This is a genomic window from Rhizobium anhuiense bv. trifolii (assembly GCF_024346605.1).
GTDB classification, from domain to species: domain Bacteria; phylum Pseudomonadota; class Alphaproteobacteria; order Rhizobiales; family Rhizobiaceae; genus Rhizobium; species Rhizobium anhuiense.
In genome coordinates this window covers 441,936-467,546 of the sequence record NZ_CP098803.1, presented here as the reverse complement: position 1 = coordinate 467,546, position 25,611 = coordinate 441,936, and the positions used below count along the sequence as shown (strand labels likewise).

At 61.6% G+C, this 25,611-nt stretch carries 18 protein-coding genes; 14 read left to right on the top strand and 4 right to left on the bottom strand.

Going from position 1 to position 25,611, the window contains the following annotated elements:
* Positions 1-105: 105 nt before the first annotated feature.
* The 3 genes from NE851_RS10805 to NE851_RS10795 are packed head-to-tail and all read left to right on the top strand — an operon-like array spanning position 106 to position 3,135.
* Positions 106-1,179, top strand: coding sequence for an ABC transporter ATP-binding protein (locus tag NE851_RS10805; protein WP_028758152.1), 1,074 nt, complete (start codon positions 106-108; stop codon positions 1,177-1,179).
* Complete coding sequence (locus NE851_RS10800) at positions 1,176-2,345, top strand: ABC transporter permease (RefSeq protein WP_028758151.1); 1,170 nt, start codon at positions 1,176-1,178, stop codon at positions 2,343-2,345. The genes NE851_RS10805 and NE851_RS10800 overlap by 4 nt, the downstream gene beginning before the upstream one ends.
* Position 2,346: 1 nt before the next feature.
* Positions 2,347-3,135, top strand: coding sequence for an ABC transporter permease (locus NE851_RS10795; protein ID WP_028758150.1), 789 nt, complete (start codon positions 2,347-2,349; stop codon positions 3,133-3,135).
* A 60-nt stretch (positions 3,136-3,195) separates the two neighbouring features.
* Here the strand turns inward: NE851_RS10795 and NE851_RS10790 are convergent, their stop codons facing one another.
* Positions 3,196-5,538 (bottom strand): DNA translocase FtsK, encoded by a 2,343-nt coding sequence (locus NE851_RS10790; RefSeq protein WP_132573911.1) that lies wholly within the window; start codon positions 5,536-5,538, stop codon positions 3,196-3,198.
* A gap of 273 nt (positions 5,539-5,811) precedes the next feature.
* Positions 5,812-8,811 carry a DNA polymerase I gene (gene polA / locus NE851_RS10785; RefSeq protein ID WP_097544472.1) on the bottom strand — a complete coding sequence of 1,000 codons (3,000 nt, stop codon included), beginning with the start codon at positions 8,809-8,811 and terminating at the stop codon, positions 5,812-5,814.
* Positions 8,812-9,239: 428 nt separating this feature from the next.
* On the opposite strand from polA, the gene NE851_RS10780 reads away from it, so the two are divergent.
* Positions 9,240-9,656, top strand: a complete 417-nt coding sequence (locus NE851_RS10780) for a MarR family winged helix-turn-helix transcriptional regulator (protein WP_028755688.1) — start codon at positions 9,240-9,242, stop codon at positions 9,654-9,656.
* 6 nt (positions 9,657-9,662) lie between these two features.
* Here NE851_RS10780 and NE851_RS10775 read toward each other — a convergent pair whose 3' ends face one another.
* Positions 9,663-12,047, bottom strand: coding sequence for a bifunctional diguanylate cyclase/phosphodiesterase (locus tag NE851_RS10775; protein WP_254960281.1), 2,385 nt, complete (start codon positions 12,045-12,047; stop codon positions 9,663-9,665).
* 213 nt (positions 12,048-12,260) lie between these two features.
* Between NE851_RS10775 and NE851_RS10770 the strand changes: the two genes are divergently transcribed.
* The 7 genes from NE851_RS10770 to NE851_RS10740 all read left to right on the top strand — a co-directional run bounded on the left by NE851_RS10770 (position 12,261) and on the right by NE851_RS10740 (position 22,193).
* On the top strand, positions 12,261-13,649 hold the full coding sequence (locus tag NE851_RS10770) for a M20/M25/M40 family metallo-hydrolase (protein WP_028755686.1): 1,389 nt from the start codon (positions 12,261-12,263) through the stop codon (positions 13,647-13,649).
* Positions 13,650-14,039: 390 nt separating this feature from the next.
* The gene (locus tag NE851_RS10765) at positions 14,040-14,750 is read left to right on the top strand and encodes an SH3 domain-containing protein (RefSeq protein ID WP_254960278.1); all 711 of its coding nucleotides are present in this window, start codon (positions 14,040-14,042) and stop codon (positions 14,748-14,750) included.
* A 575-nt stretch (positions 14,751-15,325) separates the two neighbouring features.
* Complete coding sequence (locus tag NE851_RS10760) at positions 15,326-15,547, top strand: hypothetical protein (protein WP_028755684.1); 222 nt, start codon at positions 15,326-15,328, stop codon at positions 15,545-15,547.
* A gap of 230 nt (positions 15,548-15,777) precedes the next feature.
* Complete coding sequence (locus tag NE851_RS10755; protein WP_097544474.1) at positions 15,778-18,132, top strand: transglycosylase domain-containing protein; 2,355 nt, start codon at positions 15,778-15,780, stop codon at positions 18,130-18,132.
* 282 nt (positions 18,133-18,414) lie between these two features.
* On the top strand, positions 18,415-20,331 hold the full coding sequence (gene dnaK / locus NE851_RS10750; RefSeq protein ID WP_028755682.1) for a molecular chaperone DnaK: 1,917 nt from the start codon (positions 18,415-18,417) through the stop codon (positions 20,329-20,331).
* Between the two features lie 85 nt (positions 20,332-20,416).
* Positions 20,417-21,544, top strand: a complete 1,128-nt coding sequence (gene dnaJ / locus NE851_RS10745; protein ID WP_028755681.1) for a molecular chaperone DnaJ — start codon at positions 20,417-20,419, stop codon at positions 21,542-21,544.
* 448 nt (positions 21,545-21,992) lie between these two features.
* Complete coding sequence (locus NE851_RS10740; RefSeq protein ID WP_003544370.1) at positions 21,993-22,193, top strand: hypothetical protein; 201 nt, start codon at positions 21,993-21,995, stop codon at positions 22,191-22,193.
* A 146-nt stretch (positions 22,194-22,339) separates the two neighbouring features.
* Here NE851_RS10740 and NE851_RS10735 read toward each other — a convergent pair whose 3' ends face one another.
* Positions 22,340-22,705 (bottom strand): helix-turn-helix domain-containing protein, encoded by a 366-nt coding sequence (locus NE851_RS10735; protein WP_028755680.1) that lies wholly within the window; start codon positions 22,703-22,705, stop codon positions 22,340-22,342.
* Positions 22,706-23,177: 472 nt separating this feature from the next.
* Here NE851_RS10735 and recF point away from each other — a divergent pair, with 472 nt between their 5' ends.
* Genes recF through NE851_RS10720 form a run of 3 tightly spaced genes read left to right on the top strand, consistent with a single transcriptional unit; the run spans position 23,178 to position 25,608 of the window.
* Positions 23,178-24,302, top strand: coding sequence for a DNA replication/repair protein RecF (gene recF / locus NE851_RS10730; protein WP_254960265.1), 1,125 nt, complete (start codon positions 23,178-23,180; stop codon positions 24,300-24,302).
* The gene (locus NE851_RS10725) at positions 24,299-25,123 is read left to right on the top strand and encodes a molybdopterin-synthase adenylyltransferase MoeB (RefSeq protein ID WP_132573923.1); all 825 of its coding nucleotides are present in this window, start codon (positions 24,299-24,301) and stop codon (positions 25,121-25,123) included. The genes recF and NE851_RS10725 overlap by 4 nt, the downstream gene beginning before the upstream one ends.
* Entirely contained in the window at positions 25,120-25,608 is a 489-nt protein-coding gene (locus NE851_RS10720; RefSeq protein ID WP_254960262.1) for a GNAT family N-acetyltransferase, read from the top strand. The genes NE851_RS10725 and NE851_RS10720 overlap by 4 nt, the downstream gene beginning before the upstream one ends.
* Positions 25,609-25,611: the final 3 nt, after the last annotated feature.

Genomic DNA, 25,611 nt, shown 5'->3' with positions numbered 1-25,611 from the left:
CGATATCGCCCCCACGGATCGCTCCTGCCGAGGATCCATGGGGGCTTCCGCCTATCCTCGTCACTTCGTCTCCTTGAGAACAGACAATCCGAACGGAGGGCCGCCGTGGCTACGCCGCGCATACGCTTTGAAAGAGTCTCCAAATCCTTTGGCACGCTTCAGGTCGTCAAAGACCTGTCGCTCGACATCGAGAGGGGCGAATTCGTCAGCCTTCTCGGACCGTCGGGTTCCGGCAAGACAACCTTGCTGATGATGGCTGCGGGTTTCGAAAACCCCACCGGTGGCAGCATCTTTCTCGACGGCCGCCGTATCGACCATCTGCCACCGTATCGGCGCGAAATGGGCGTCGTCTTCCAGAACTATGCGCTCTTTCCGCATATGTCGGTCGCCGACAACATCGCCTTTCCGCTGAAGATGCGCGGTATCGGACGCAGCGAGATCGAAGGCCGAGTAAAACGGGCGCTCGACATGGTGCAACTGTCTGCAATGAGCAGCCGAAAGCCGGCCCAGCTTTCCGGTGGTCAGCAGCAGCGTGTGGCACTTGCCCGCGCTCTGGTGTTCGAGCCGGCCGTTGTGCTGATGGACGAGCCGCTGGGGGCGCTTGACAAACAGTTGCGGGAACAGATGCAACTCGACATCCGCGCACTGCACAAGCGGCTGGAGCTGACCGTGGTGTTCGTGACCCACGATCAGGCCGAGGCGCTTACCATGTCCGATCGGATTGCAGTCTTCAATCATGGGAACATCGAGCAGATCGGCTCGCCGCGCGATATTTACGATCGCCCGCAAACGCGCGTCGTCGCCGAATTCATCGGCGAAACCAATCTGATAGAAGGAACGGTGACGGCGACGGGAAAAACCGGGGCCTCGGTCGAGCTCGCCGATGGGCGGCATCTGATCGTATCGGGCAGCGGCTCCCTCTCCGTCGGAAGCCGCGTCCATATTTCGGTCCGTCCTGAGCGGATTTCTCTTGCGGCCCGCGGGACTGGGTCTGCGACGAATGCCTTGCCGACGAAAATACTCGACAGCGTGTATCAGGGCGATCACCTGCGGGTGCAGCTTGACCACGATGCCTTCCGCTTCATAGTCCGGACCGACAGGCGATCGGCGGAGTGGGCAGCGGGCGCCGATGTGGTGGCTCATTTCGCGCCGGACGATTGTTGGGTGATTGCGGCATGAGCGCGTTCCGTCAGAGCATCGGCACCTTCGCGCTTGTCCTTCCTCTTACTCTGTTCCTGGGTGTCTTCTTCATCTGGCCACTTCTGACGGTGCTTGAGCAGGCGGTGTCCGATCCGGTCGTCAGCCAAAACCTGCCCCGGACGACGGCCGCGATCTCCACCTGGAACCGTAATTCCGAGCCCTCCGACGAGATGCAGATTGCGCTTGTCGAAGACCTGAAATCGATCGACGACGATCAGAAACTGGGCGAGGTGGTTCGAAGACTCAACAGCGCCCAACCGGGCTTCCGCACGCTGATGCGAAAGACCGTCGCCGCCGTGGAAGGCAGCGCCGAACCGACAAAACTTGGAGAGGTGGACTCGCGATGGAACGATCCCTCGTTCTGGCGGGCCATTGCCGAGGCGACCTATCCTTATACCGATCGCAATCTCCTTGCCGCAGTCGATCTTCAGCATGACGCATCGGGAGCGATCGTGGCGATGCCGGCCGGGGAGTCGGCCAATCAGGCGATTCTTCTCAGAACATTCACTGTGGCCGCTGTCGTGACCGTGGCGACATGCTTCATCGGCCTGCCATATGCGATGCTGATCGCAGCCTCCAGCGGCTGGCGGCGACAGCTCCTCCTTGTCGCGGTGCTCCTGCCGCTATGGACGTCGTTGCTGGTGCGCACCGCGGCTTGGTACATCCTCCTGCAGGACAAGGGACTTATCAATTCCTTCCTCATGTCGCTCGGCCTCTTCAGCGACCCGTTGCCGCTTCTCTTCAACCGAACGGGTGTCATTATCGCCATGACGCATGTTCTGCTGCCCTTCATGGTCCTGCCGATCTACAGTGTCCTCATCGCAATGCCCCGAAATCTCATGCCGGCGGCAGCCTCTCTCGGCGCGCGGCCGATCCGGGCCTTCCTGCAAATCCTGTTGCCTCTGACATTGCGCGGTATCGCTTCCGGCGGACTGCTCGTCTTCATGGCAGCCCTCGGTTACTACATCACACCGGCGCTCATCGGCGGGCCCAAAGACCAGATGATCAGTTCGGTGATTGCCTTCTATGCCACCGGCTCCGCCAATTGGGGGATGGCCGGCGCGCTCGGCATCGTGCTGCTCGCCGCGACCATCGTGTTCTACGGCGTCTATGGCCGGCTCTCAACGAAGACGGCAGGTGCCTGACATGACAGTTCGTTTGCTTAAATTTCTGTATGGTGCGGCAACGGTGATTTTTCTGCTGGCCCCGCTTTTGGCGATCCTTCCGATCGCATTTACCTCCAGCAGTTTCCTGTCCTATCCCATCCCTTCTTTTTCGACCCGCTGGTTTGCGGAACTCGCAAACGCGGACGCCTGGCGGCGGTCCATCGTCAACAGCTTGCTGATCGGCACGGGGACCACACTGCTTTCAACCGTGCTCGGCATGCTGGCCTCACTTGCATTGCGCAGGCGCATTGTCTTCGGCTCTACACTGCGGACAATGTTCCTTCTGCCGATGGTCGTTCCGGCGGTCGTGCTCGGAGTCGGGCTTCAAATTCTGTTTGCCAAGCTCGGATTTCCGAACACCTTTGCGGCCGTCATCATAGCGCATACCGTTGTCGCCGTACCTTTCGTGTTGATCAGCATCACCGCGTCGCTTGACGGCATCGACTATCGAGTCGAACGGGCGGCGACGAGCCTGGGCGCTTCTCCCGCAAAGGTCTTCTGGAAAATAACGCTGCCGCTCGCCATGCCGGGTGTACTGTCGGGCGCGGTGCTTGCTTTTGCCACCTCGCTTGATGAAGTCGTGCTGACCCTGTTTGTCGCCGGCCCAAACCAGTTGACGCTCGCGCGCCAGATGTTCTCGTCCATTCGCGAAAACATCAGCCCGGCCATCGTTGCCGCGGCATTTCTCTTCATCCTCGGAACGATCTTTCTCGGAGGCCTGCTTGCCATCGTGCACAAACGCGCCGCCCGTTCCGCAGTCGCGGGGTGATGTTCGGCCACTGGAATACCGCGCCCTCACGCTGAGCCGCGATGGCGCGGCTCCTGCCGATCAATCCCCGTCGCCCCGCCCAGAAACGATCTCGCGCTTGCCGACGTGGTTGGCCGGGCCGACGAGGCCTTCCTTTTCCATGCGTTCCACCAATGAGGCGGCGCGGTTATAACCGATGCCGAGACGGCGCTGGATGTAGGAGGTGGAGCATTTCTTGTCGCGCATGACGACCTTGACCGCCTGCTCGTAGAGTTCGTTGCCATCCTCGGAGGCCATGGCGCTCTTGTCGAAAACGGCGCCGGCTTCCTCCTCTTCCGTCTCGTCCTCCTCGTCGGCGGTGACGGTGTCGAGATATTCGGGGCGCCCCTGTGTTTTCAGATGGGCGACGACCTTTTCGACCTCCAAATCCGAAACGAAGGGACCGTGGACGCGGGAAATGCGCCCGCCGCCCTGCATGTGCAGCATATCGCCCTGACCGAGCAGCTGCTCGGCGCCCTGTTCGCCGAGGATGGTGCGGCTGTCGATCTTCGAGGTCACCTGGAAGGAAATGCGGGTCGGGAAGTTTGCCTTGATCGTGCCGGTGATGACATCGACCGACGGGCGCTGTGTGGCCATGATCAGATGGATGCCGGCGGCGCGGGCCATCTGGGCGAGGCGCTGGATCGCGCCTTCGATGTCCTTGCCGGCGACCATCATCAGGTCAGCCATTTCGTCGACGATGACCACGATATAGGGCATCGGCGTCAGGTCCAGCGCCTGGCTTTCCTCGATCGGAGCACCGGTGCCCTTGTCGAAGCCGACCTGGACCATGACGTGGATGGTCTCGCCCTTTTCGCGGGCCTGCGCCACGCGGTCGTTGTAACCGTCGATATTGCGCACGCCGAGGCGCGACATCTTGCGGTAGCGCTCCTCCATTTCGCGCACGGCCCATTTCAGCGCCATCACCGCCTTCTTCGGATCGGTGACGACGGGCGTCAGCAGATGCGGGATGCCGTCATAGACGGAGAGTTCGAGCATCTTCGGGTCGACCATGATCAGGCGGCACTGTTCCGGCGTCATGCGATAGAGCAGCGACAGGATCATCGTGTTGATGGCGACCGACTTGCCCGAGCCGGTGGTGCCGGCAACAAGCAGATGCGGCATCTTGGCGAGCTCGGCAATCACCGGCTCGCCGCCGATCGTCTTGCCGAGGCCGAGCGCCAGCTTGTAACCGCTCTTCTCGAAATCCTGGCTTTCGATCATCTCGCGGAAATAAACGGTTTCACGTGTCACATTCGGCAATTCGATGCCGATGACGTTGCGTCCGGGGACGACGGCGACACGTGCCGAGAGCGCCGACATCGAGCGGGCGATATCGTCGGCCAGTCCGATGACGCGCGACGACTTCACGCCTGGCGCCGGCTCGAATTCATAGAGGGTGACGACGGGGCCGGGACGGACATGGATGATCTCGCCCTTGATGCCGAAATCTTCCAGCACGCTTTCCAAGAGCCCGGCATTCTGCTCCAGCGTCTCCTGCGACATGATCTCGCCGAGGCGTTCCGGCGGTTCCTGCAGCAGGGCGCGCGGCGGGAATTCGTAGCCGGATGCGTCGACCCTTTCGGGCCTCACGGCCAGACGCGGCGACGGCAGAACCGCAGCCACAGGCGGCGTACGCTGCGGCGCGGGCGCTGCCGGAGGGGCTGATGCAATTTGAGGGGCTGGCGTGACCTGGGGTGCGGGTGCAATCTGAGCCTGCACGACCGGCGCCTCGACAATAATGCGCCTCGGCTTTTCCAGGGATGGGGCGGCCGGAGGACGCACGGCGACCTTTGCGGACATCGCAGCGGGCGGCGAGACCGGGCGGGAGGGCACGGGAGCGACAGCCGGCCGGCCGGGGCGCCATTCCATGATCTTGAACAGCGAAGTGATCGATTCGGGCGTGGCCTCAGCCTTCGGGAACGAGATCACGGGGGGCGCGCGAACCGGCTCGGCCTCTTCGAAGGCCATGACTTCCCAGAAGGCGAAATCCGAAATGGAGGAAAGCTCAGCGGTGGCGCGGAAGGCAGGCGCGCGGACCTCATCAGGCAACGGTGCCTGCTGCAGTTCGACCATGTCGGGTGCCGTGGAAATTTCCTCCGGCTCCGGCAGATAGATATCGAACGGCACGTCGACGGCAACCGGCTCTATCCGTATCGCCTGCTGAGCAAGCTGCGAATCATCGCGAACGGGCTCATTCGGCGCGCGCCGTTTGCTGATCAGCGTTTCCGGCGTGCGGGTGAAACGAACATTCGGCGCGAGGGAAAAATTGCTCTGCCAAATGGGCGCTGCCGGCTTTTCTCCTGGATTTTCCTCCGGAAGCTCAGTTTCAATCCCGCTGGAAAAGTCCCCGGCGTCCGTCAAATTGGTTCTGGGAAAACGCATGCGTCCGCTACTCACTCATGCTTGGCAAATTACGACCCTACCGGGATAGAAAAGGAAGGTTAATAAGTTCCTTCCTTCCGTACCGTTCCGACACGGCTCCTGGTGGCAAATTGCTGCACTTTCAATGGCTTGCGCTAAGCGGAAAAATCTTTGCCAATTTTGAAGAGGTGGCTAAGCGCGTCGCGTCGAATCTGATTGATGCGACGTGCTTCGGGTCTTTGTTTGATGCATGTCGTTGTCCCAAAACCGCCGCGCACTTTTGGGCGACATGCATTAGTGCGCCTCGTCCCAATTGGTGGCGGCGCGCGCATCGACCCTCAGCGGCACGCGCATTTCGAGCGCCGGCATGGTGGCGTTTTCCATGACCGAGACGATGACCGGCATCGCCTTTTCGACATCGTCATCCTCGACCTCGAAGATGAGTTCGTCATGCACCTGCAGCAGCATGCGGACGCGATCGCCAAGGCCGACTTCGGCAAGCGCCGGCTCCATCCTGATCATCGCCCGGCGGATGACGTCGGCAGCCGAGCCCTGGATCGGCGCGTTGATCGCCGCACGCTCGTTGAAGGCGCGCACGGACGGATTGGACGAGCGGATTTCCGGATAGTTGATGCGGCGGCCGAAGATCGTCTCGACATAACCCTTGTCGCGCGCCATGGCCTTTCGGCTTTCCATATAGTCGCGGATGCCGGGGAAACGCTCGAAATATTTCTTGATGTAGTCGCCGGCTTCCGAACGCTCGATCGAAAGCTGATTGGCAAGGCCGAAGGCCGAGATGCCGTAGATGATGCCGAAATTGATCGCCTTGGCGCGACGACGGACCTCGCCCGGCATGCCTTCGACCGGCACGCCGAACATTTCCGACGCCGTCATGGCGTGGATGTCGACGCCGTCCTCGAAGGCTTTGGTCAGCTGCGGGATTTCGGCCACATGGGCAAGCACGCGCAGCTCGATCTGGCTGTAGTCGGCAGAGATCAGCTTGTGGCCGGGCGTCGAGATGAAGGCGGTGCGGATCTTCCGGCCTTCGGCGGTGCGCACGGGAATGTTCTGCAGGTTCGGCTCAGAGGACGACAAGCGCCCCGTGGTCGTCGATGCCAGCGAATAGGAGGTATGCACCCGCTTGGTCTCAGGGTGGACATAGCCGGGGAGCGCGTCGGTGTAGGTCGATTTCAGCTTGGTGAGCTGGCGCCAGTCGACGATCTTGCGCGGCAGCTCGAAACCGGCGGCAGCCAGATCTTCGAGCACCTGGGCGGAGGTGGACCATTGGCCGGTTTTCGTCTTGCTGCCGCCGGCAAGGCCCATCTTGCCGAACAGGATGTCGCCCAGCTGCTTCGGCGAGCCGATATTGAAACGCTCGCCGGCCAGCACGTAGATCTCGTCCTCGAGGCGCGCGGCCCCCTGGGCCAGCTCGCCGGACAGGCGCGACAGGATCTGCCGGTCGACGGTGATGCCGCGCGCTTCCATGCGCGCCAGCACCGGCAATAGCGGTCGCTCCAGCCGCTCATAGACGCTGGTCAGCCCTGCCGCCGCCAGCCGGGGCTTCAGCACCAGCCAGAGGCGCAGCGTCACGTCGGCATCTTCGGCGGCATAATGGGTGGCGCGGTCGATGGCGACCAGATCGAAGGTGACGTTCGCCTTGCCGCTGCCGGCCACGTCCTTGTAGGGGATCGGAGTATGGCCGAGGAATTTTTCCGAGAGCGGATCCATGCCATGCGCGCCGGTGCCGGCGTCGAGCACGTAGGAGATCAGCATCGTATCATCGAAACTCCGGGTCTCGATGCCGTAGCGCTTCATCAGCAGGTAATCGTATTTCAGGTTCTGGGCGACCTTGAGAACCGATTCGTCCTCCAGCAAAGCCTTCAGCCGCGGCAGGGCATCGCGCATGGGGATCTGGTTTTCGGCAAGGCCGCCGCCGAGCAGATCGCCGACGCCGTTCTTGTGGACGAGCGGCACATAGGCGGCGCGGATCTTCGTGCCGGTGGGATCGGCCGTATTGTCGGCGATCGCCATCGAGAAGCCGACGAGCTCGGCCTGCATCGCATCGAGCGAGGTCGTCTCGGTATCGAAAGCAACGAGGCCGGTCGCGCGCGCATCGGCGATCCACCGGTCGAGCGTCGCCAGGTCGCGGATCGTCACATAGGCCGTATGATCGAAGGGCAGCGTCGCAAAGGCCTCAGCCCGCGCCTTGGCAAGATCGGCGGGCGAAAAGGCGCCTTCGACGGCAGCCTTCGCCTTGGCGCGCGGCGGCACCGGCACGGATTCGCCCGAGACTTCGGGGATGCCGCCGGCAACGGGTTCGGGTTCCGCCGCACTGAGATCGGGGCCGTGGGCCGCCTCGCCCCATTCGATGTGGACGACCGCCGGTTCAATGGCGCTGGCATCGCAATCGCAGGCTTCGCCGACCCGGCGCGTCAGGGTGGTGAATTCCATCGTCTTGAGGAAGCCGATCAGCTTCGGGCCATTCTGCGGCTCGAGCACCAGCGCGTCGAGATCGAGATCGAGCGGCACGTCGGTGCGCAACCGCACGAGGTCGCGCGAGAGCTTGGCCATGTCGATATTGGCGAGGATCGTCTCGCGGCGCTTGACCTGCTTGATCTCGGTGGCGCGCTCGAGCAGCGTGTCGAGATCGCCGTATTCCTCGAGGAGCTGGGCGGCGGTTTTCGGGCCGATGCCGGGAATGCCGGGGACATTGTCGACCGAATCACCGGTCATCGCCTGCAGGTCGATCATCTTTTCAGGCGGCACGCCCCATTTCTCGATGACATCGGGAATGCCGATCTGCTTGTCCTTCATGCTGTCATACATATGGACATTGGGGCTGACGAGCTGCATCAGATCCTTGTCGGAGGAGACGATGGTGACATCGGCGCCTGCTGCCTCGGCCTGGCGGGCGTAGGTGGCGATGATGTCGTCGGCCTCAAATCCTTCGGTCTCGATACAGGGCAGATTGAAGGCGCGGGTCGCCTCTCTTATGAGGCCGAATTGCGGGATGAGCTCTTCCGGCGGGGCGGAGCGGTTCGCCTTGTAGGCGTCGTAGAGATCCTTGCGAAACGTCTTGGCAGAATAATCGAAGATGACGGCAAGATGTGTCGGCGTCACGCCGACATCGGTATTGCGTGCATCCCTCAAGAGCTTCCACAGCATGTTGCAGAAACCGGACACGGCGCCGATCGGCAAGCCGTCCGTCTTGCGGGTCAGCGGTGGCAATGCATGAAACGCCCGGAAGATGAATCCGGAACCATCGATTAGGAAGAGGTGATCGCCTTTTTTCATGCGTGCATGGATAGCGCGGGCATTGGACGAGGTCCATATAAAGTTCGGCGCGCAAAAAGGATTCAGCGTGCGCAGCGCCGTCTATTCCTGCTCACCAAACTGTTACCGATTTGTAACGATCGCTCTCCCTTGAAAAACCACATTCGCAGCCACAAATCCATGTCACCGGCGCTTGATCGCGCCGCGGGTCTGATTACCGGCTTGTCCCCCGCCGCGTCAGGCTTGGACAAAGGCCTTATCCCCCTCTCCGGGCCTTTGTCCCCACTTTAAAGTCGCCATGGCCAACCTCCAGGCCATGGCGACTTTTGTTTTTTCCAGCCACTCGAAATTATCGTCGCGGCTTGCATCTTATGAAGCATCGCCTGCGATTTGCTGCATTGTCTCCAGCATGGTTTTGAGCCTAACTTGCAATCATGGGATTTAACCGCATGGATTCGGGAGCCTACCTTGCCAGCCAACTGGCGAAGGGTTTTGCCCGCTCGCTGCACCAGCGCGCGGTCGGTCTGGGTTTTTCTCCGGGCCAATTCCCCATTCTGCTGGAACTCTGGGCCGAAGACGGGCTGACCCAGAAACAGCTTCTCGAGCGGGTCGATATCGAGCAGGCGACCATGGCCAATACGCTTTCGCGCATGGTCCGCGACGGATTGATCGAACGCCGTCCACATCCCTCCGACAGGCGGGCGCAACTGCTCTTCCTGACGCCGAAGGCCCGTGCCATGGAGGCCGAGGCGATCGAGATCGCGCGGGAGGCCGACCTTGCGCTGTTTAAAGGTTTTCGGGTCTTCGAGCGCGAGCTGACGCTCGAATATATCCGCCGGCTTCTGGAAAACGCCAAGGCGCTGTGAAGAAGCTCATTCGCCAGCACTGTGTGCGTGTCGTAACGAGAACACGCCGGTTTCAATCTGCGCGGTCAGGACGTTTTCGTGGGCGGCAAGCTTGACGCTCGGTTCGATATCCGGCTTGCCAAGCAAAAGGCCCTGTACTTGCGCGCAGCCTTCCTCGACGACGATCCGGCGCTGCATTTCGGTTTCCACGCCCTCCGTCACCACCGGCATGCCGAGGCTGTGGCCAAGACCAATGATGGCGCGCACGATCGAGCGCGCCGCCGCATCATGTTCCAACAGGCCGGTGAAACTGCGGTCGACCTTGATCTTGTCGAAAGGGAATGAACGCAGGTTGGAAAGCGAGGAAAAACCGGTTCCGAAATCATCCATGACGATGTGCACGCCGAGCTTGTGCAGCCGCAGCAACATCGTCATCACCCGGTCGCGATCGCGCATGAGGGCCGCCTCGGTGATCTCGAGCTCCAGCCGGCTGGGTGCAAGCCCGGTTTCGGCGAGGATCGCCTCGATCCGCTCACAGAGGTTCGGCAGCATGAATTGCACCGGCGAGAGATTGACGGCGATCATCAACGGCAGCGGCCAGCGCACGGCCTCCCTGCAGGCCTGCTGCAACACCCATTCACCGAGTTGGACGATCGAGCCGCTTTCCTCGGCGATCGGGATGAAGATATCGGGCTCGGTCAAGCCGTGACCTGGCCGGTTCCAGCGCATCAGGGCCTCATAGCCGCCAATCTCGCCGCTCAGCGCATCGAGGATCGGCTGATAGCTGACATGGATCTGGTTGCGGATGATCGCATGGCGCAGTTCGCTTTCGATCTGGCGGCGGTTCCGTGCCGCCTTATCCATTTCCGCGTCGAAGAAACAGACCTTGCCGCGACCGTCATGCTTGGCGCGGTAAAGTGCAATATCGGCATTGTTGCAGAGTTCTTCAGCAGCAGCGCCGTCCGCCGGATAGAGTGCGATGCCGACGCTGACACCAACGGCTGTGGGGTCACGCGCCGTGTCCATCTCGGCGGCGAATTCGTCGAGTATCGCCGCCGCAAGCTTTTGCGCCGCTGCCGGCTGCTGTCCGGCGGGCTGAAGGATGGCGAATTCATCGCCGCCGAGGCGGGCGATCGTATCGCTCTCATCGGCCACGCGGCGCAGGATCGAGGCGACCTTGCCGAGAATGCGGTCGCCTTCGGCATGACCGAAGATATCGTTGACGGCTTTGAAGCGATCGAGGTCGAGATAGAAGAGAGCAACCTCGCTGTTCTTTCGTTCGGCCATCTGCAACGCCTGCCGGATGCGGGTATCGAACAATGACCTGTTCGGCAGATCGGTGAGCACGTCGTGGTGGGCGAGATGCTCGATCATCTCCTCGGCCTGCCTGCGCTCGGTGAGATCGCGCACCGCCAGCACCTCGCAATTGTGTCCGCGATAAACAATCCTGCTCGCGGTCACTTCGACGGCAATCTCCTTGCCGTTCCTGGTGTTGAGCAGCGTTTCGCCTGGCTTGTTCTGCCCAGTCCCCTGAATAGCGGTCAAAACAGCCGAGGGCGCCTTGCCGGCAAGATCGGCAAGCTTCCAGCCGGAAAGCCCCTGAAAGCGTTCATTGGCATCGATGATCCGGCCTTCCCGCAGGATCAGCAGTCCTTCCTGCGAGGCATTCGCGAGCCCCCTCAGATCCGTCAGGTGGCTTTCGATAAAGACCACCGCGAGCGCAATCAGAATGAGCGTCGTCGCCGCCGCCACGACGATCGCGGCGAGCAGGCTGGCGTCGAGCACCGTTGCCGGAACCTCTTTGCCGGGATCCGGTACGAGGGTGATGCTGGCCATCGAGATGAAATGGAGAGCGCAGATCGCGAGGACGAAAGTGATGGACGAGGCGAGGAGCCGCCTCGGCCCCTTCAATTCGAAAAAAGCGTGGAAGGCGGCGCTCGACAACAGCGCTCCTGCGAGAACCGCAGTCAGCGTCATGAAGGGATCATAAACGATTACCGCCGGCGTTTCGATCGCCTGCATGCCGGTCAGGTGCATGGAGGCGATGCCGAGCGCCATCAGAACGCCGCCGCGCACGCGAGAAAGCCTGCCGCGGCTTTCCGAAGCGACGAGGATCGCCGCCCACGAACCGGCAACCGACAAGAGGAAGGAAAGCGCCGTCAGGCCCAGCTGGTAGCCGATCGGCATGCCGCCGTCATAAGCCAGCATCGCAATGAAGTGCGTTGCCCATACGCCGGTGCCGAAAGCAAATGCCGAGGCGCCAATCCAGAGTTTGCGCCGCCCGGCATCGCATTCCTGGGCGCGGGAAAGCGGCAGCATCGCCGCCATCGCGCCGACCAGACAGACCGCTGCCGCCGCAAGCACCAGCCGCCAATCGTGATTGTCCCGAATACATGCGATGACCGAAAACATCTGCCCCTCCCACAGCTGAATTCGATCAGGTTATTTAGGTTATGCTAAATAACCGTAAATTGAATTAGTATTCTCTTCTATATTATTCAGTAAATCTTCCTGATATTGATCCATGCCCCGCCGGTCTTTCGCGCCGCCGATTTTTTGTTTTTCCGCCTCGCCTGCCTTTCTGGTTTGGTCTATCGTCCGGCCGAATTTCAAAAGGAGTCGAAAATGACCGATATCAATCAGGTGCTTGCGCGCGCGGACCAGAACCTTCCATCGAGCCTCGACAAGCTATTCGAACTTCTGCGCATCCAGTCGATTTCCACTGATCCCGCCTATAAGGCCGAATGCCGAAAGGCGGCGGAATGGCTCGTCGCTTATCTTGAAGGGCTCGGCTTTACGGCCTCGGTGCGCGACACGCCTGGCCATCCGATGGTGGTCGCCCACCATGCCGGCGCTGCTTCCGATGCACCGCATGTTCTCTTTTACGGCCATTACGACGTCCAGCCGGTCGATCCGATCGAGCTCTGGGAAAACGATCCGTTCCAGCCGTCGATCAAGGATCTCGGCGAGGGTCGCAAGATTTTGACCGGCCGCGGCACCTCGGACGACAAAGGCCAGTTGATGACCTTCGTCGAGGCCTGCCGCGCCTATAAGGAGATCAACGGCGCGCTTCCCTGCCGCATCACCATTCTCTTCGAGGGCGAGGAAGAATCCGGCTCGCCATCCCTGAAGCCCTTCCTCGAAGCCAATGCCGCCGAGCTCAAGGCCGATTATGCGCTCGTCTGCGATACCGGCATGTGGGACCGCGACACGCCGGCAATCGCCGCCGCATTGCGTGGCCTCGTCGGCGAGGAAGTGATCGTGACGGCCGCCGACCGCGACCTGCATTCCGGTCTGTTCGGAGGCGCTGCGGCCAATCCGATCCATATTCTCGTCGAGGCTCTTGCCGGCCTGCATGACGTGACAGGCCGCATCACGCTCGACGGCTTCTATGACGGCGTCGAGGAAACACCCGACAATATCAAGGCGTCCTGGGAGACGCTCGGCAGGACCGCGGAGAGCTTCCTCGGCGAAGTCGGCCTTTCCATTCCGTCCGGCGAAAAGGGCCGTTCGGTGCTGGAACTCACCTGGGCGCGGCCGACCGCCGAAATCAACGGCATCTGGGGCGGATATACCGGCGAAGGCTTCAAGACGGTGATCGCCGCCAAGGCTTCGGCCAAGGTTTCGTTCCGGCTTGTCGGCACGCAGGATCCAGACGCCATCCGCAGGGCTTTCCGTAGCTATATCAGCACGAAGATTCCCGCCGATTGCTCGGTCGAGTTCCATCCGCATGGGGGCTCGCCGGCGATCCACCTTTCCTATGATTCGCCGGTTCTGACCAAGGCGAAGAACGCGCTGTCCGACGAATGGCCGAAACCCGCCATCGTCATCGGCATGGGCGGGTCGATCCCGATCGTGGGGGACTTCCAGAAGATGCTCGGCATGGAATCGCTGCTGGTCGGCTTCGGCCTCAGTGACGACCGCATCCATTCGCCGAACGAGAAATACGAGCTTGTCTCCTACCACAAGGGCATCCGCTCCTGGGTACGGATCCTGCAGGCGCTCGCCGCCTGAGAGGGAAAGGCGCGCCTTCAGGATGCGCCATGCGAAAATCGCGACAACAAAAAGGCCGGTTCGAACCGGCCTTTCGTCGTCCGCTCATCTCAGTGCCAGTTCATCCGTGGTCAAGGAGAAAGCGGTATTGCAATGAGACTGCCCGCGAAAGGTTAACGGGGCGTTAACGGCACCAACTCCAGTCGGAAACATTGGTTGCAGCTTCAGGCGCCGCGGATTTGCCGTTCAAGCTACGTTCATCGCGGACGACATATAAGCCATTGAAAGATAAGATGAATGATAGCGCCCTAACAGCTGCGGGCGATCGCTCTATCTTTTGTTTCAAGGGCACATGCCACGGAAACACGGCCAATTGCTGCCTGAAAAACGTGCCAACGAGGGCTGAGAAGCGTGAAAAATCTCTTTGTTAAAATCGCAGCGGCCGGCCTGTTCATGCTGGCGCCCGCCATAGCGCAGGCTGCCGAGGGCTACTCGACGGCGAACGTCAACATGCGTGCGGGTCCGAGCACCCGATATCCTGCCGTCGCAGTCATACCGGCCGGTTCCTCGGTCGAGATCCGCGGATGCCTTTCCGACGTCAACTGGTGCGACGTCGAGTTCTACGGCGGCCGCGGCTGGGTCTCCGGCCAGTACGTGCAGGCCCTCTACCAGCAACGCCGCATCTATGTCGGTCCGCAATATTACCGTCCGCTCGGCATTCCGGTTATCCGCTTCAGCGTCGATAATTATTGGGACCGCTATTACCGCAACCGCGATTTCTATCGCGAGCGTGACCGCTGGAGCCGCGGTCCGGACTATTATTACCGCGACCGCGACAACCGGGATCGGGATCGGGATCGGGATAACGTAGATCGCGACCGGGATAACCTAAATCGCGAGCGGGATAACCGGGATCGCGACCGGAACTGGCGCGAGCGGGATCGCGACCGAGATTGGCGTGATGGTGACCGGGATCGGCGCGGCGTCAATCAAAGGGACGATCGGCAACGAGACGATCGGCAAAGGTACGACCGGCAAGGAGCCGACCGGAGGGGCGATGATCGCAGACCGGGCCGTAGGGATTTTGATTGCCGCCCCGGCGATCCCTCCTGCGACCAATGAAACAGAAGGGGCGGCAGCGCCGTCCTCTCTCGAGGTTTGCCAGCCAAGGCAACCATCCAAGAAAAAGCCCGGCGCTCCCATGAGGGATGCACCGGGCCTGATGTCGATCGGCGCGTGTTGAGGGGAGACGGCCGATCATGCGCGGGACGTGAGGGGTTGTCCCGCTTCTCCCTAAACAATCGCCGAGCCTATTGGTTCCACCGACCAGACGGAAGATGTTCAACGCAACGCCGAAAGCAGCGTGTGCATTTCCGCCTCACGGCCACGAGCCATCCTCAGCCGGCTTTCCTCCATCCCCGGATTTCTCCAAGGCCGGCTTCATTCAATTTTGTCGAATCGACCGTTACCGCCTGCGCAGATATGACGCCTGTGTGCGTCTGCCCGCCTCGCCGGCGAGCGCAAATCGGCGCGCGCTATGTCAGATTTGCGACAGTCATGAAAATTGGCATGGATGCGCGCAAGAGGCCGACGACAATTTGATGTGAGGGTATCGTGATGCTCTTGTGTTGCGGGGTTGTTTATTGCAATTTCGTGGCGTTGCGGATTGATCGTAATCCGTTCGAGGCTGGACCCTGATGACGCAAGACTACCTGGCTTTCCTGGGGCTTTTCGCCCCCCGGGCAGCCGCCACAGATGTTACCGTTTGGCATAAACACAACCCACTCCTGCCTGTCCGCCTTACCGATGGGGCGAAGCTCAATCCTTCCGGCCAGATCTGGCGCCGCTTTCATCTGGGCGAGTGGGAATATAAGCAGGACCCGGAAACGCTCGACGATTACGAGGCCCGGCAGTTTTGAAGGCCAATGCATGTCGCAGAGAAATCTGTGGCGGTTTGGGACTTACGGCGCACCGTATCAATGCGGTTTGACGCGACGCGCTTTACCTGCGCGATCTGCTTTGATTTCCATTATTAACACCCCGTTAAATCGCCGCATTTACAGTTCAGTCGGATGATCACGGCGCCCGCAAGTGCACCGTTGTGCGAAGCCAAGCTTCGCGATCGAACATGGGGTATGACCGGTCCGCGATGGCAGGCAGAGGCAGATCAGGCGACAGAATAGAACCGTCCTTCAGCGGCCGCCCGGCACGCGACGATGACGAATTTTCGCTCGATGCCGACGATCGCATCGCCGGCAGCCGATCCCAGCGCCGCGGCGGTTCAAAACCGCCGCCGCAGCGTGCCGCCCCCCGGCGGCGGCGCGAGCCGCGGGAGCGTGACGGCGGCGGCCTTTTCGGTTTCATGCGCCGCGTGATCTACTGGTGCGTCGTGCTTTTCATCTGGGCCGGCATCGGCGTTGCCGGGCTGGTGGTTTATTATGGCTCGCGCATGCCGAGCGCCAGCACATGGGCGATCCCGGAACGGCCGCCGAACGTCAAGATCACCGCCGTCGACGGCAGCGTCATCGCCAATCGCGGCGCCACCGGCGGCGAGGCGCTGTCGCTCGAAAACATGTCGCCCTATATTCCGGAAGCCGTCATCGCCATCGAGGATCGGCGTTTCTATTCGCATTTCGGCGTCGATCCGCTCGGCCTCGGCCGGGCTGTAGTGACCAACTTCACGGCCGGCCACATGGTGCAGGGTGGCTCGACACTGACACAACAGCTTGCCAAGAACCTCTTCCTCTCCCCTGAGAGGACGCTGGAACGCAAGGTGCAGGAGGTGCTGCTCTCGCTCTGGCTGGAGCAGAAATACACCAAGGACCAGATCCTTGCGATGTATCTCAACCGGGTGTTCTTCGGATCGAACGCCTATGGCGTGGAGGCGGCCTCGCGCCGCTATTTCAACAAATCGGCGCGTGACGTGAACCTCGGCGAGGCCGCGGTGCTGGCCGGCCTGCTCAAGGCGCCGTCGCGGCTTTCGCCAGCCCGCGATGCGGAAGCGGCGAATGCACGCGCGCAGCTTGTGCTCGCGGCAATGCGCGAACAGGGCTTCATCACCGATTCCGAAGTCAAGACCGCGATGTCGCAGACCCCGGCTTCGGCCAAGAGTTACTGGTCGGGCGCCGGGCACTATGTCGCCGACATGGTGATGGACGAGCTGCCGGGCCTGATAGGCGACGTCAAGGAAGACGTCATCGTCGATACGACGATCGACAAATCGCTGGAAAAGAAGGCCGAGCAATCGCTGGTCGACGTGCTCGACAAGGAGGGCGGCAAGCTCGACGCCTCGCAGGCGGCCCTCGTCTCGATCGACGGCACCGGCGCGATCCGGGCGCTGGTCGGCGGCAGGGACTATGCGACGAGCCAGTTCAACCGCGCCGTCAAGGCGAAGCGCCAGCCGGGTTCCTCGTTCAAGCCCTTCGTCTATGCCGCCGCACTCGAGAAAGGGCTGACGCCCTACTCGGTGTTCAACGACGCGCCGATCCGGATCGGCGACTGGACACCGGAAAATTATGAGAAGAAATACAATGGCGAAGTGACGCTGGCGACCGCCCTTGCCAAGTCGCTGAACACGGTGGCCGCCCAACTGGTGATGTATGACGGGCCGGATCAGGTGATCAAGCTTGCCCACCGGCTCGGCATCGAAAGCGAACTGCAGCCGAACGCCTCGATCGCGCTCGGCACGTCCGAAGTGTCGCTGATGGAACTCACTGCCTCCTATGCCGCCTTCATGAACGGCGGCTACAAGGCGACGCCGCACGTCATCCGCCGGGTGACGACCGCCGAGGGCAAGGTTCTGTACGAAAATACCTATGACAGCCCGCCGCGCGTGCTCTCCGAGCAGATCGTCGCCGAGATGGATGCAATGATGATGGGCGTCATAGACAACGGCACCGGCAAGAGCGCCAAGATCCCCGGCTGGCAGGCCGCCGGAAAGACCGGCACGACGCAGAATTCGCGCGACGCGCTCTTCGTCGGCTTCACCAGCAACCTCACCACCGGCGTCTGGTTCGGCAATGACGACGGCAAGCCGATGAAGAAGGTGACCGGCGGCGGCTTGCCCGCAAAGGCCTGGAAGGAATTCATGATCGCCGCCCACAAAGGTCTTTCGCCGGCGCCGCTCTTCGGCAACGGCCAGTTGACTGCCGATCCGAACAGTGGTCAGCCGATGGCACAGACGGCCCCCGGTGATGGACAAGGGGGTAGTGCACAGTCGGGCGGCGGGCAACCGATGACAGCGGAGGCGCCGCCGTCGACGATCGGCGGCATCATTTCCGGCGTCTTCGGCGGCAACGACAATGCAAACCGCTATCCGCAAGCGCCTGCCCGGCAGCCGGCGGCGCCCTCCGGCAACGGCCCGGTTCCGCCTGCGGACATCGCCGAAGGCGGCGGTTCCGGCTATGAGGGCATGGTGCCGCCGGGCGATGTCGGCGGGCCGCAGACGACCTCTTCCGTGCAACCGCGGCGCACGACGCTGCTCGATCTGATCATGGGCCAGTGAGATCCTTTGCTGCATGCCCGGCGCAAGGCCGATGCTCTAGATATCGACCGCTTTGCGGACATGAGGCAAGCTCTTTCCCGGCGACTGTCAAAATTGAATGCAACACATTCGTTTTGCCGGATTCCGGGCCATTTCTCGCCTTGCAGTCCAGAAAACCGCTCCTTATATACGCCGCATCACCGCAATCACGATTGCGTAATCTTAAGTAGACCCATCCCGTAAGGGGCTGTCAGGGAAATGCCTTCTCGGGGTTCCGACAGCTTGCTTCAAGGAGAGAATGACATGGCAAAAGTAATTGGTATCGACCTTGGAACGACAAATTCCTGCGTCGCAGTCATGGACGGCAAGGACGCCAAGGTTATCGAGAATGCGGAAGGTGCACGCACGACCCCTTCCATGGTGGCATTTTCCGATGATGGCGAACGCCTCGTCGGCCAGCCGGCCAAGCGCCAGGCAGTCACCAACCCGACGAACACGCTCTTTGCAGTCAAGCGCCTGATCGGCCGCCGCTACGAAGATCCGACCGTCGAGAAGGACAAGCACCTCGTTCCCTTCACCATCGTCAAGGGCGACAATGGCGATGCCTGGGTCGAAGCCAATGGCAAGGGCTACTCGCCCGCACAGATTTCCGCGATGATCCTTCAGAAGATGAAGGAAACCGCCGAATCCTATCTCGGCGAAAAGGTCGAAAAGGCCGTCATCACCGTTCCCGCCTACTTCAACGACGCGCAGCGCCAGGCAACCAAGGATGCCGGCCGCATCGCCGGTCTTGAAGTCCTGCGCATCATCAACGAGCCGACCGCTGCAGCCCTCGCCTACGGCCTCGACAAGAAGGACGGCAAGACCATCGCTGTCTACGACCTTGGCGGCGGCACCTTCGATATTTCGATCCTTGAGATCGGCGACGGCGTCTTCGAAGTGAAATCCACCAACGGCGATACCTTCCTCGGCGGTGAAGACTTCGACATGCGTCTCGTCGAATATCTCGTCGCCGAGTTCAAGAAGGACAACGGCATCGACCTGAAGAACGACAAGCTTGCCCTGCAGCGCCTCAAGGAAGCTGCCGAAAAGGCTAAGATCGAGCTGTCGTCCTCGCAGCAGACCGAAATCAACCTGCCGTTCATCACCGCCGACGCCTCCGGTCCGAAGCATCTGACGCTGAAGCTGACCCGCGCCAAGCTCGAAAGCCTGGTCGACGATCTCGTCCAGCGCACCATCGCGCCGTGCAAGGCAGCCCTCAAAGATGCCGGCGTCACTGCTGCCGAAATCGACGAAGTGGTTCTCGTCGGCGGCATGAGCCGCATGCCGAAGGTCCAGGAAGTCGTCAAGCAGCTGTTCGGCAAGGAGCCGCACAAGGGCGTCAACCCGGATGAAGTCGTGGCGCTTGGCGCCGCCATCCAGGCCGGCGTTCTGCAGGGCGACGTCAAGGACGTCCTGCTCCTCGACGTGACGCCGCTGTCGCTCGGCATCGAAACGCTCGGCGGTGTCTTCACCCGCCTGATCGAACGCAACACGACGATCCCGACGAAGAAGAGCCAGACCTTCTCGACCGCCGAAGACAACCAGCAGGCCGTCACCATCCGCGTTTCGCAGGGCGAGCGCGAAATGGCCGCCGACAACAAGCTGCTCGGCCAATTCGACCTCGTCGGCCTGCCGCCGTCGCCGCGCGGCATGCCGCAGATCGAAGTCACCTTCGACATCGACGCCAACGGCATCGTGCAGGTTTCGGCCAAGGACAAGGGCACCGGCAAGGAGCAGCAGATCCGCATCCAGGCTTCCGGCGGCCTTTCCGACGCCGACATCGAGAAGATGGTCAAGGATGCTGAAGCCCATGCCACCGAGGACAAGAAGCGCCGCGAGGCCGTCGAAGCCCGGAACCAGGCCGAAAGCCTGATCCATTCGACAGAAAAGTCGCTGAAGGATTACGGCGACAAGGTTTCCGAGGCCGACCGCACCGCGATCTCGGATGCGATCGCCGCGCTGAAGACGGCTTCGGAAGCCTCCGAGCCGGATGCCGACGACATCAAGGCCAAGACCCAGACGCTGATGGAAGTGTCGATGAAGCTCGGCCAGGCGATCTATGAAGCACAGCAGGCCGAAGGCGGCGCTGCCGGCGATGCCTCCGCGGAAGGCGGCGACAATGTCGTCGATGCCGACTACGAGGAAATCAAGGACGACGACCGCAAGAAGTCCGCGTAATCCGCGACGGCGTGGTTATGCTTCAACACTTGATCCGGCTGCTCACCATGGCAGCCGGAAATCCATTTCCGGGGTTTAATCCTTAATGGCAAAAGCGGACTATTACGAAACTCTGGGTGTAGCCAAGACGGCGGACGAGAAAGAGCTGAAGAGCGCCTTCCGCAAACTGGCGATGAAATTCCATCCGGACAAGAACCCGGATGACAAGGACGCCGAACGCAAGTTCAAGGAAATCAACGAAGCCTACGAGATGCTCAAGGACCCGCAGAAGCGGGCGGCCTATGACCGTTATGGCCATGCGGCCTTCGAGCAGGGCGGCATGGGCGGCGGTGGCGGCGGATTTGCAGGCGGCGGCTTCTCCGACATTTTCGAGGATATCTTCGGCGAGATGATGGGTGGAGGGCGCGCGCGCCAGCGCTCGTCGGGCGGCCGCGAGCGCGGCGCCGATCTTCGCTACAACATGGAAATAACGCTGGAAGAATCTTTCTCCGGCAAGACGGCGCAGATCCGCGTTCCGACGTCGATCACCTGCGACGTCTGTTCGGGCTCTGGCGCCAAGCCCGGCACACAGCCGAAGAACTGCGGCACCTGCCAGGGATCGGGACGCGTGCGCGCGGCCCAGGGCTTCTTCTCGATCGAGCGGACCTGCCCGACCTGCCACGGCCGCGGCCAGATCATTCCCGACCCCTGCCCGAAGTGCCATGGCCAGGGCCGGGTGACGGAAGAGCGTTCGCTCTCGGTCAACATTCCCGCCGGCATCGAGGACGGTACGCGCATCCGCCTGCAGGGCGAAGGCGAAGCCGGCGCCCGCGGCGGACCGGCCGGTGACCTCTATATCTTCCTGTCCGTCAAACCGCATGAATTCTACCAGCGCGACGGAGCCGATCTCTATTGCGCCGTTCCGATCTCGATGACGACGGCCGCGCTCGGCGGCACCTTCGACGTGGCGACGCTCGACGGCACCAAGTCGCGCGTGAGCGTGCCCGAGGGCACGCAGGCCGGCAAACAGTTCCGCCTCAAGGGCAAGGGCATGCCGGTGCTGCGTTCGGCACAGACGGGCGACCTCTACATCCAGATCCAGATCGAGACACCGCAGAAGCTCACCAAGCGCCAGCGCGAACTGCTTCAGGAATTCGAGCAGCTTTCCTCCAAGGAGAACAATCCTGAATCGACGGGCTTCTTTGCCCGGATGAAGGAATTCTTCGAGGGCTGAGCGGCGATCGATACGCCTATCTCTAAAGCCGGGGACGGAAACGTCTCCGGCTTTTTGTTGCGCGAGTCCCAATTTGCGACATTCGCCGCTCGTGCCGGGAAATCTGTTCCAGAACGACACGGCGGCGCGAGGGAAGACGACTTGCATTAACGCAGCCAGATGATGCCGCTTGCAAGTTTTCCAAATGAATTCAGTCTCTGCCGTCAGCGCACAACACCGAAAACCGGAAGCGATATTCGGAAGAGACGATGCCCAGGTTCGAAGCGATAGAGCATCCTTTGCTCGACGCGACGTGCTTTAGAGCAATTGCAGCAAAAGTGCGCAGCGGTTTTGCCAGGCAAAGCGTGAAACGCTTTTGCCGGGAATAAACAAAAAGATAGAGCATTTCCGTGAATCGGAGAAAAACGGAAATGCTCTAGTGGGAACAACCAAACCAAGGGTATCGACCATGGCGCCAGCCTTTTCCTCTCAGTCCGAAGACGTCGACGTTCTCGCCGGCGCCATCTACACATGGTGCGCCGAGCGCAATATCAAGCTTCGCAGCCAGCAGGGCCTTTCGATCGCCAGCATCGCGATCGACCTCTATCATGCCGGCCACCAGACGCAGGACGACCTGCTGATGGCGCTGCACGAATGCGAGATTCACTAAAACGCGATATCGAACCTCATTCAGGTGACCTGCTTCCAGTCTCTGTCCTGATGCACGCCGTTCCCCAACCGCTGCACAGCCATATCTATCCGGACAAAATTCAGGCCCGGAACAGATCGTGCTTTTCGGTGAGCCGGCGGCAGGGATCAGACGGCGGTTTCTGCCGCTTCGCCTGTCATGAGGGTGACAATGGTCTTGACCGCTTCCTTGCCTGCCGGTGAGCTCAGCTTGTCGTAGCTCAGCGCAAGCGCATAGGCGTCGGGGCTGAGTTCGATACGGCTGCCGAATTGCGATATGCCGGCTCCCTCGAAAAGAGCAGAGATATCGACATCGAGAAAAACCGCGATCTGATGCAGCTTGCTGGCGGAAACGCGGTTCGTCCCCTTTTCGTATTTCTGGATCTGCTGGAAAGTCAGTCCGAGTGCTTCGCCAAGCTCGAGCTGGGAAACACGGCGAAGAGCGCGAAACTGTCTTACGTTGCGACCAACGATAATATCAACCGGATCTGGCACTTCATCACTCTCTGATACGTAAACGGTTCGTTTACCATATCGTTTTCACGGGATAACTCAACCCTACAGTTGCAAATTTCAACCGACTTTTTTTGGACCTTACGTTACGTCAGTGGCCTCAAGGGAATGCGGCAAAAGCCCGAATATCTGGCGCTTGACGACATTGAGCGTGACCGTCGACGGTATCGGTCCAGCGATATCGGATCATCCTCTCTCAGGTTGTATTTTTAGCTGATTAGAGGGCGGCATGCTGACCGTTACATCGGAAGGATGCCGGACGCCAGGACCTCGGTCACGGGATCTGCCGGAAAATATGCCCCCGCGGTATTTCGCGCCCTGAACTTATCCCCATGTGGCCCCCAAGCCTCGCTGCGACACCACCAGGGCACGCGATCCACGGCCGTCAAGCTGTCAGCCTTGCCATCAACGCCGCTTAGGCTTAGCTGTCACGCTTCACGATTCCGGACATTCGATGCCGCACAAGGTTTCTCTTTCCCGTCTGAAGCTGACCGACTTCCGCAATTATGCGGCGGCGGCCCTTACCCTTGACGGTCGACACGCCGTGCTCACGGGAGACAACGGCGCCGGCAAGACCAATCTCATGGAGGCCGTCTCGCTGCTTTCGCCCGGCCGCGGTCTGCGCCGCGCCGCCTATGGCGATATAACCCGGGTCGGCGCGGCCGGCGGCTTTTCGATCTTCGCCGCACTCGACGGCATGGAGGGCGACGTCGAGATCGGCACCGGCATCGAAACAGGCGAGGAGACCACCACCCGCAGGCTGCGCATCAACGGCACCCCGGCAAAGACTGCCGACGAGTTGACCGACCACCTGCGCCTTCTCTGGTTGACGCCGGCGATGGACGGCCTCTTTACCGGCGCCTCTTCCGACCGGCGCCGTTTTCTCGACCGGCTGGTGCTGTCGCTCGATCCCGCCCATGGCCGCCGCGCCAGCGATTTCGAGCGCGCCATGCGCAGCCGCAACAAATTGCTGGACGAGGGCCGCTTCGATCCCTCCTGGCTCGCCGGCATCGAGGAGCAAATGGCAAGCCTCGGCATCGCCATGGCGCTCGCCCGCCAGGAGATGCTCGGCCTGCTGACCCGGCTGATCGAAGAAACGCGGGAGACTTCGCCCTTCCCTTCGGCATCGCTGCAGCTCTCGGGCTTCATGGACGGACAATTTTCGCGCCCCTCGGTCGACCTCGAGGACGATTACGCGGCGATGCTGGCAGAGAGCCGCTATCGCGATGCCGGCGCAGGGCGCACGCTCGAGGGGCCGCACCGGGCCGATCTCATCGTGCATCACCGCGAAAAGGCGATGGAGGCGGAGCGTTGTTCCACCGGCGAGCACAAAGCATTGCTTGTCGGCCTGGTGCTTGCGCATGCGCGCCTCGTCGGCAATCTCACCGGCCATGCACCGATCCTGCTGCTGGACGAAATCGCAGCGCATCTCGACGAGAATAGACGCGCCGCGCTGTTCGATCTCATCGACGGGCTCGGCGGCCAGGCCTTCATGACCGGAACGGATCGCTCGATGTTTTCGGCGCTGGGCGACAGGGCGCAGTTTTTCGCGGTGGCGGAGGGACGGGTGTTCGAATGACCGAGGCAGCTTTTCCCGACGTCGGCCGTCATGATAACATCGGTGCCATGGAACCGCTCAGCCCGGACGAAATCGCCCGTTATCACCGCCACATCCTGCTCCCCGAGATCGGGGGCGCCGGCCAGCAGAAGCTGAAAGCCGCCCGCGTGCTGGTGATCGGCGCCGGCGGCCTCGGCGCGCCGATCCTGCAATATCTGGCCGCAGCCGGCGTCGGCACGCTCGGTATCGTCGACGACGACCGGGTGTCGCTCTCCAACCTGCAGCGCCAGGTGATCCATGATTCCGGAACGATCGGCGAGTTGAAGACGGAGAGTGCTGCCTTCGCCATCGCCCGGCTCAATCCGCATGTCCGGCTGATCCGCTTCGAGGAACGCTTTTCCCCGGAGGCCGCCCGCCGTCAGCTCTCCGGCTTCGATCTGCTGATCGACGGCTCCGACAATTTCGACACGCGTTATGCCGCCGCCGATGCGGCCGAGGAAGCGCGCATTCCGCTCGTCACCGGCGCCGTCGGCCGTTTCGACGGTTCGCTGACGGTTCTCAAGCCCTATGAGAGTACCGAGGACGGAACACTCTACCCTTGTTATCGTGACCTCTTTCCGGAAGCGCCGCCGGCGGGGCTCATTCCTGCCTGCGCCGAGGCCGGCATCATCGGCGCGCTGACCGGCGTCATCGGCACGATGATGGCGATGGAAGCGATCAAGCTCATCACCGGCACCGGCGAACCACTGGTCGGACGGCTGCTGCTCTACGACGCGCTCTCGGCCCGCTTCGACACGGTCCGCTACAGAAGACGCCGCACGCGGGAGAGGCAGACCGGATGACAATCGTCCCTCTCGACCAGAGCTTCACGCGCTGGGACGAACTGCTCGCGCTCATCCTCGCCGCCTTCGCTTCCATGAACGGCAGGATCGACCCGCCATCCTCGGCGCTCAAGCTCACGACCGAGTCACTGGCCGAAAAGGCCAGGGCCGAGATCGGCCATGTCGCCATCGACGGCGAAAAGCTGATCGGCTGCCTCTTCCTGCGGCCGGAGGCCGATTGTCTCTATGTCGGCAAACTCGCCGTTCTGCCTGAAGCGCAGGGAAAGGGCATCGGCAAGCGGCTGCTGACGATTGCCGAGGAAACGGCCGCGGCCCTCGGCCTTCCCGCCTTGCGGCTGGAAACGCGGATCGAGCTCACGGAAAATCATACCGTCTTTGCCGCCTGGGGATTTTCCAGAACCGCCGAGAAAGCGCATCCCGGCTTTGCCCGGACGACGTTCATCGAGATGCGGAAGGCCATTGCGCCGACGATTCGCGCCGTCTAAATC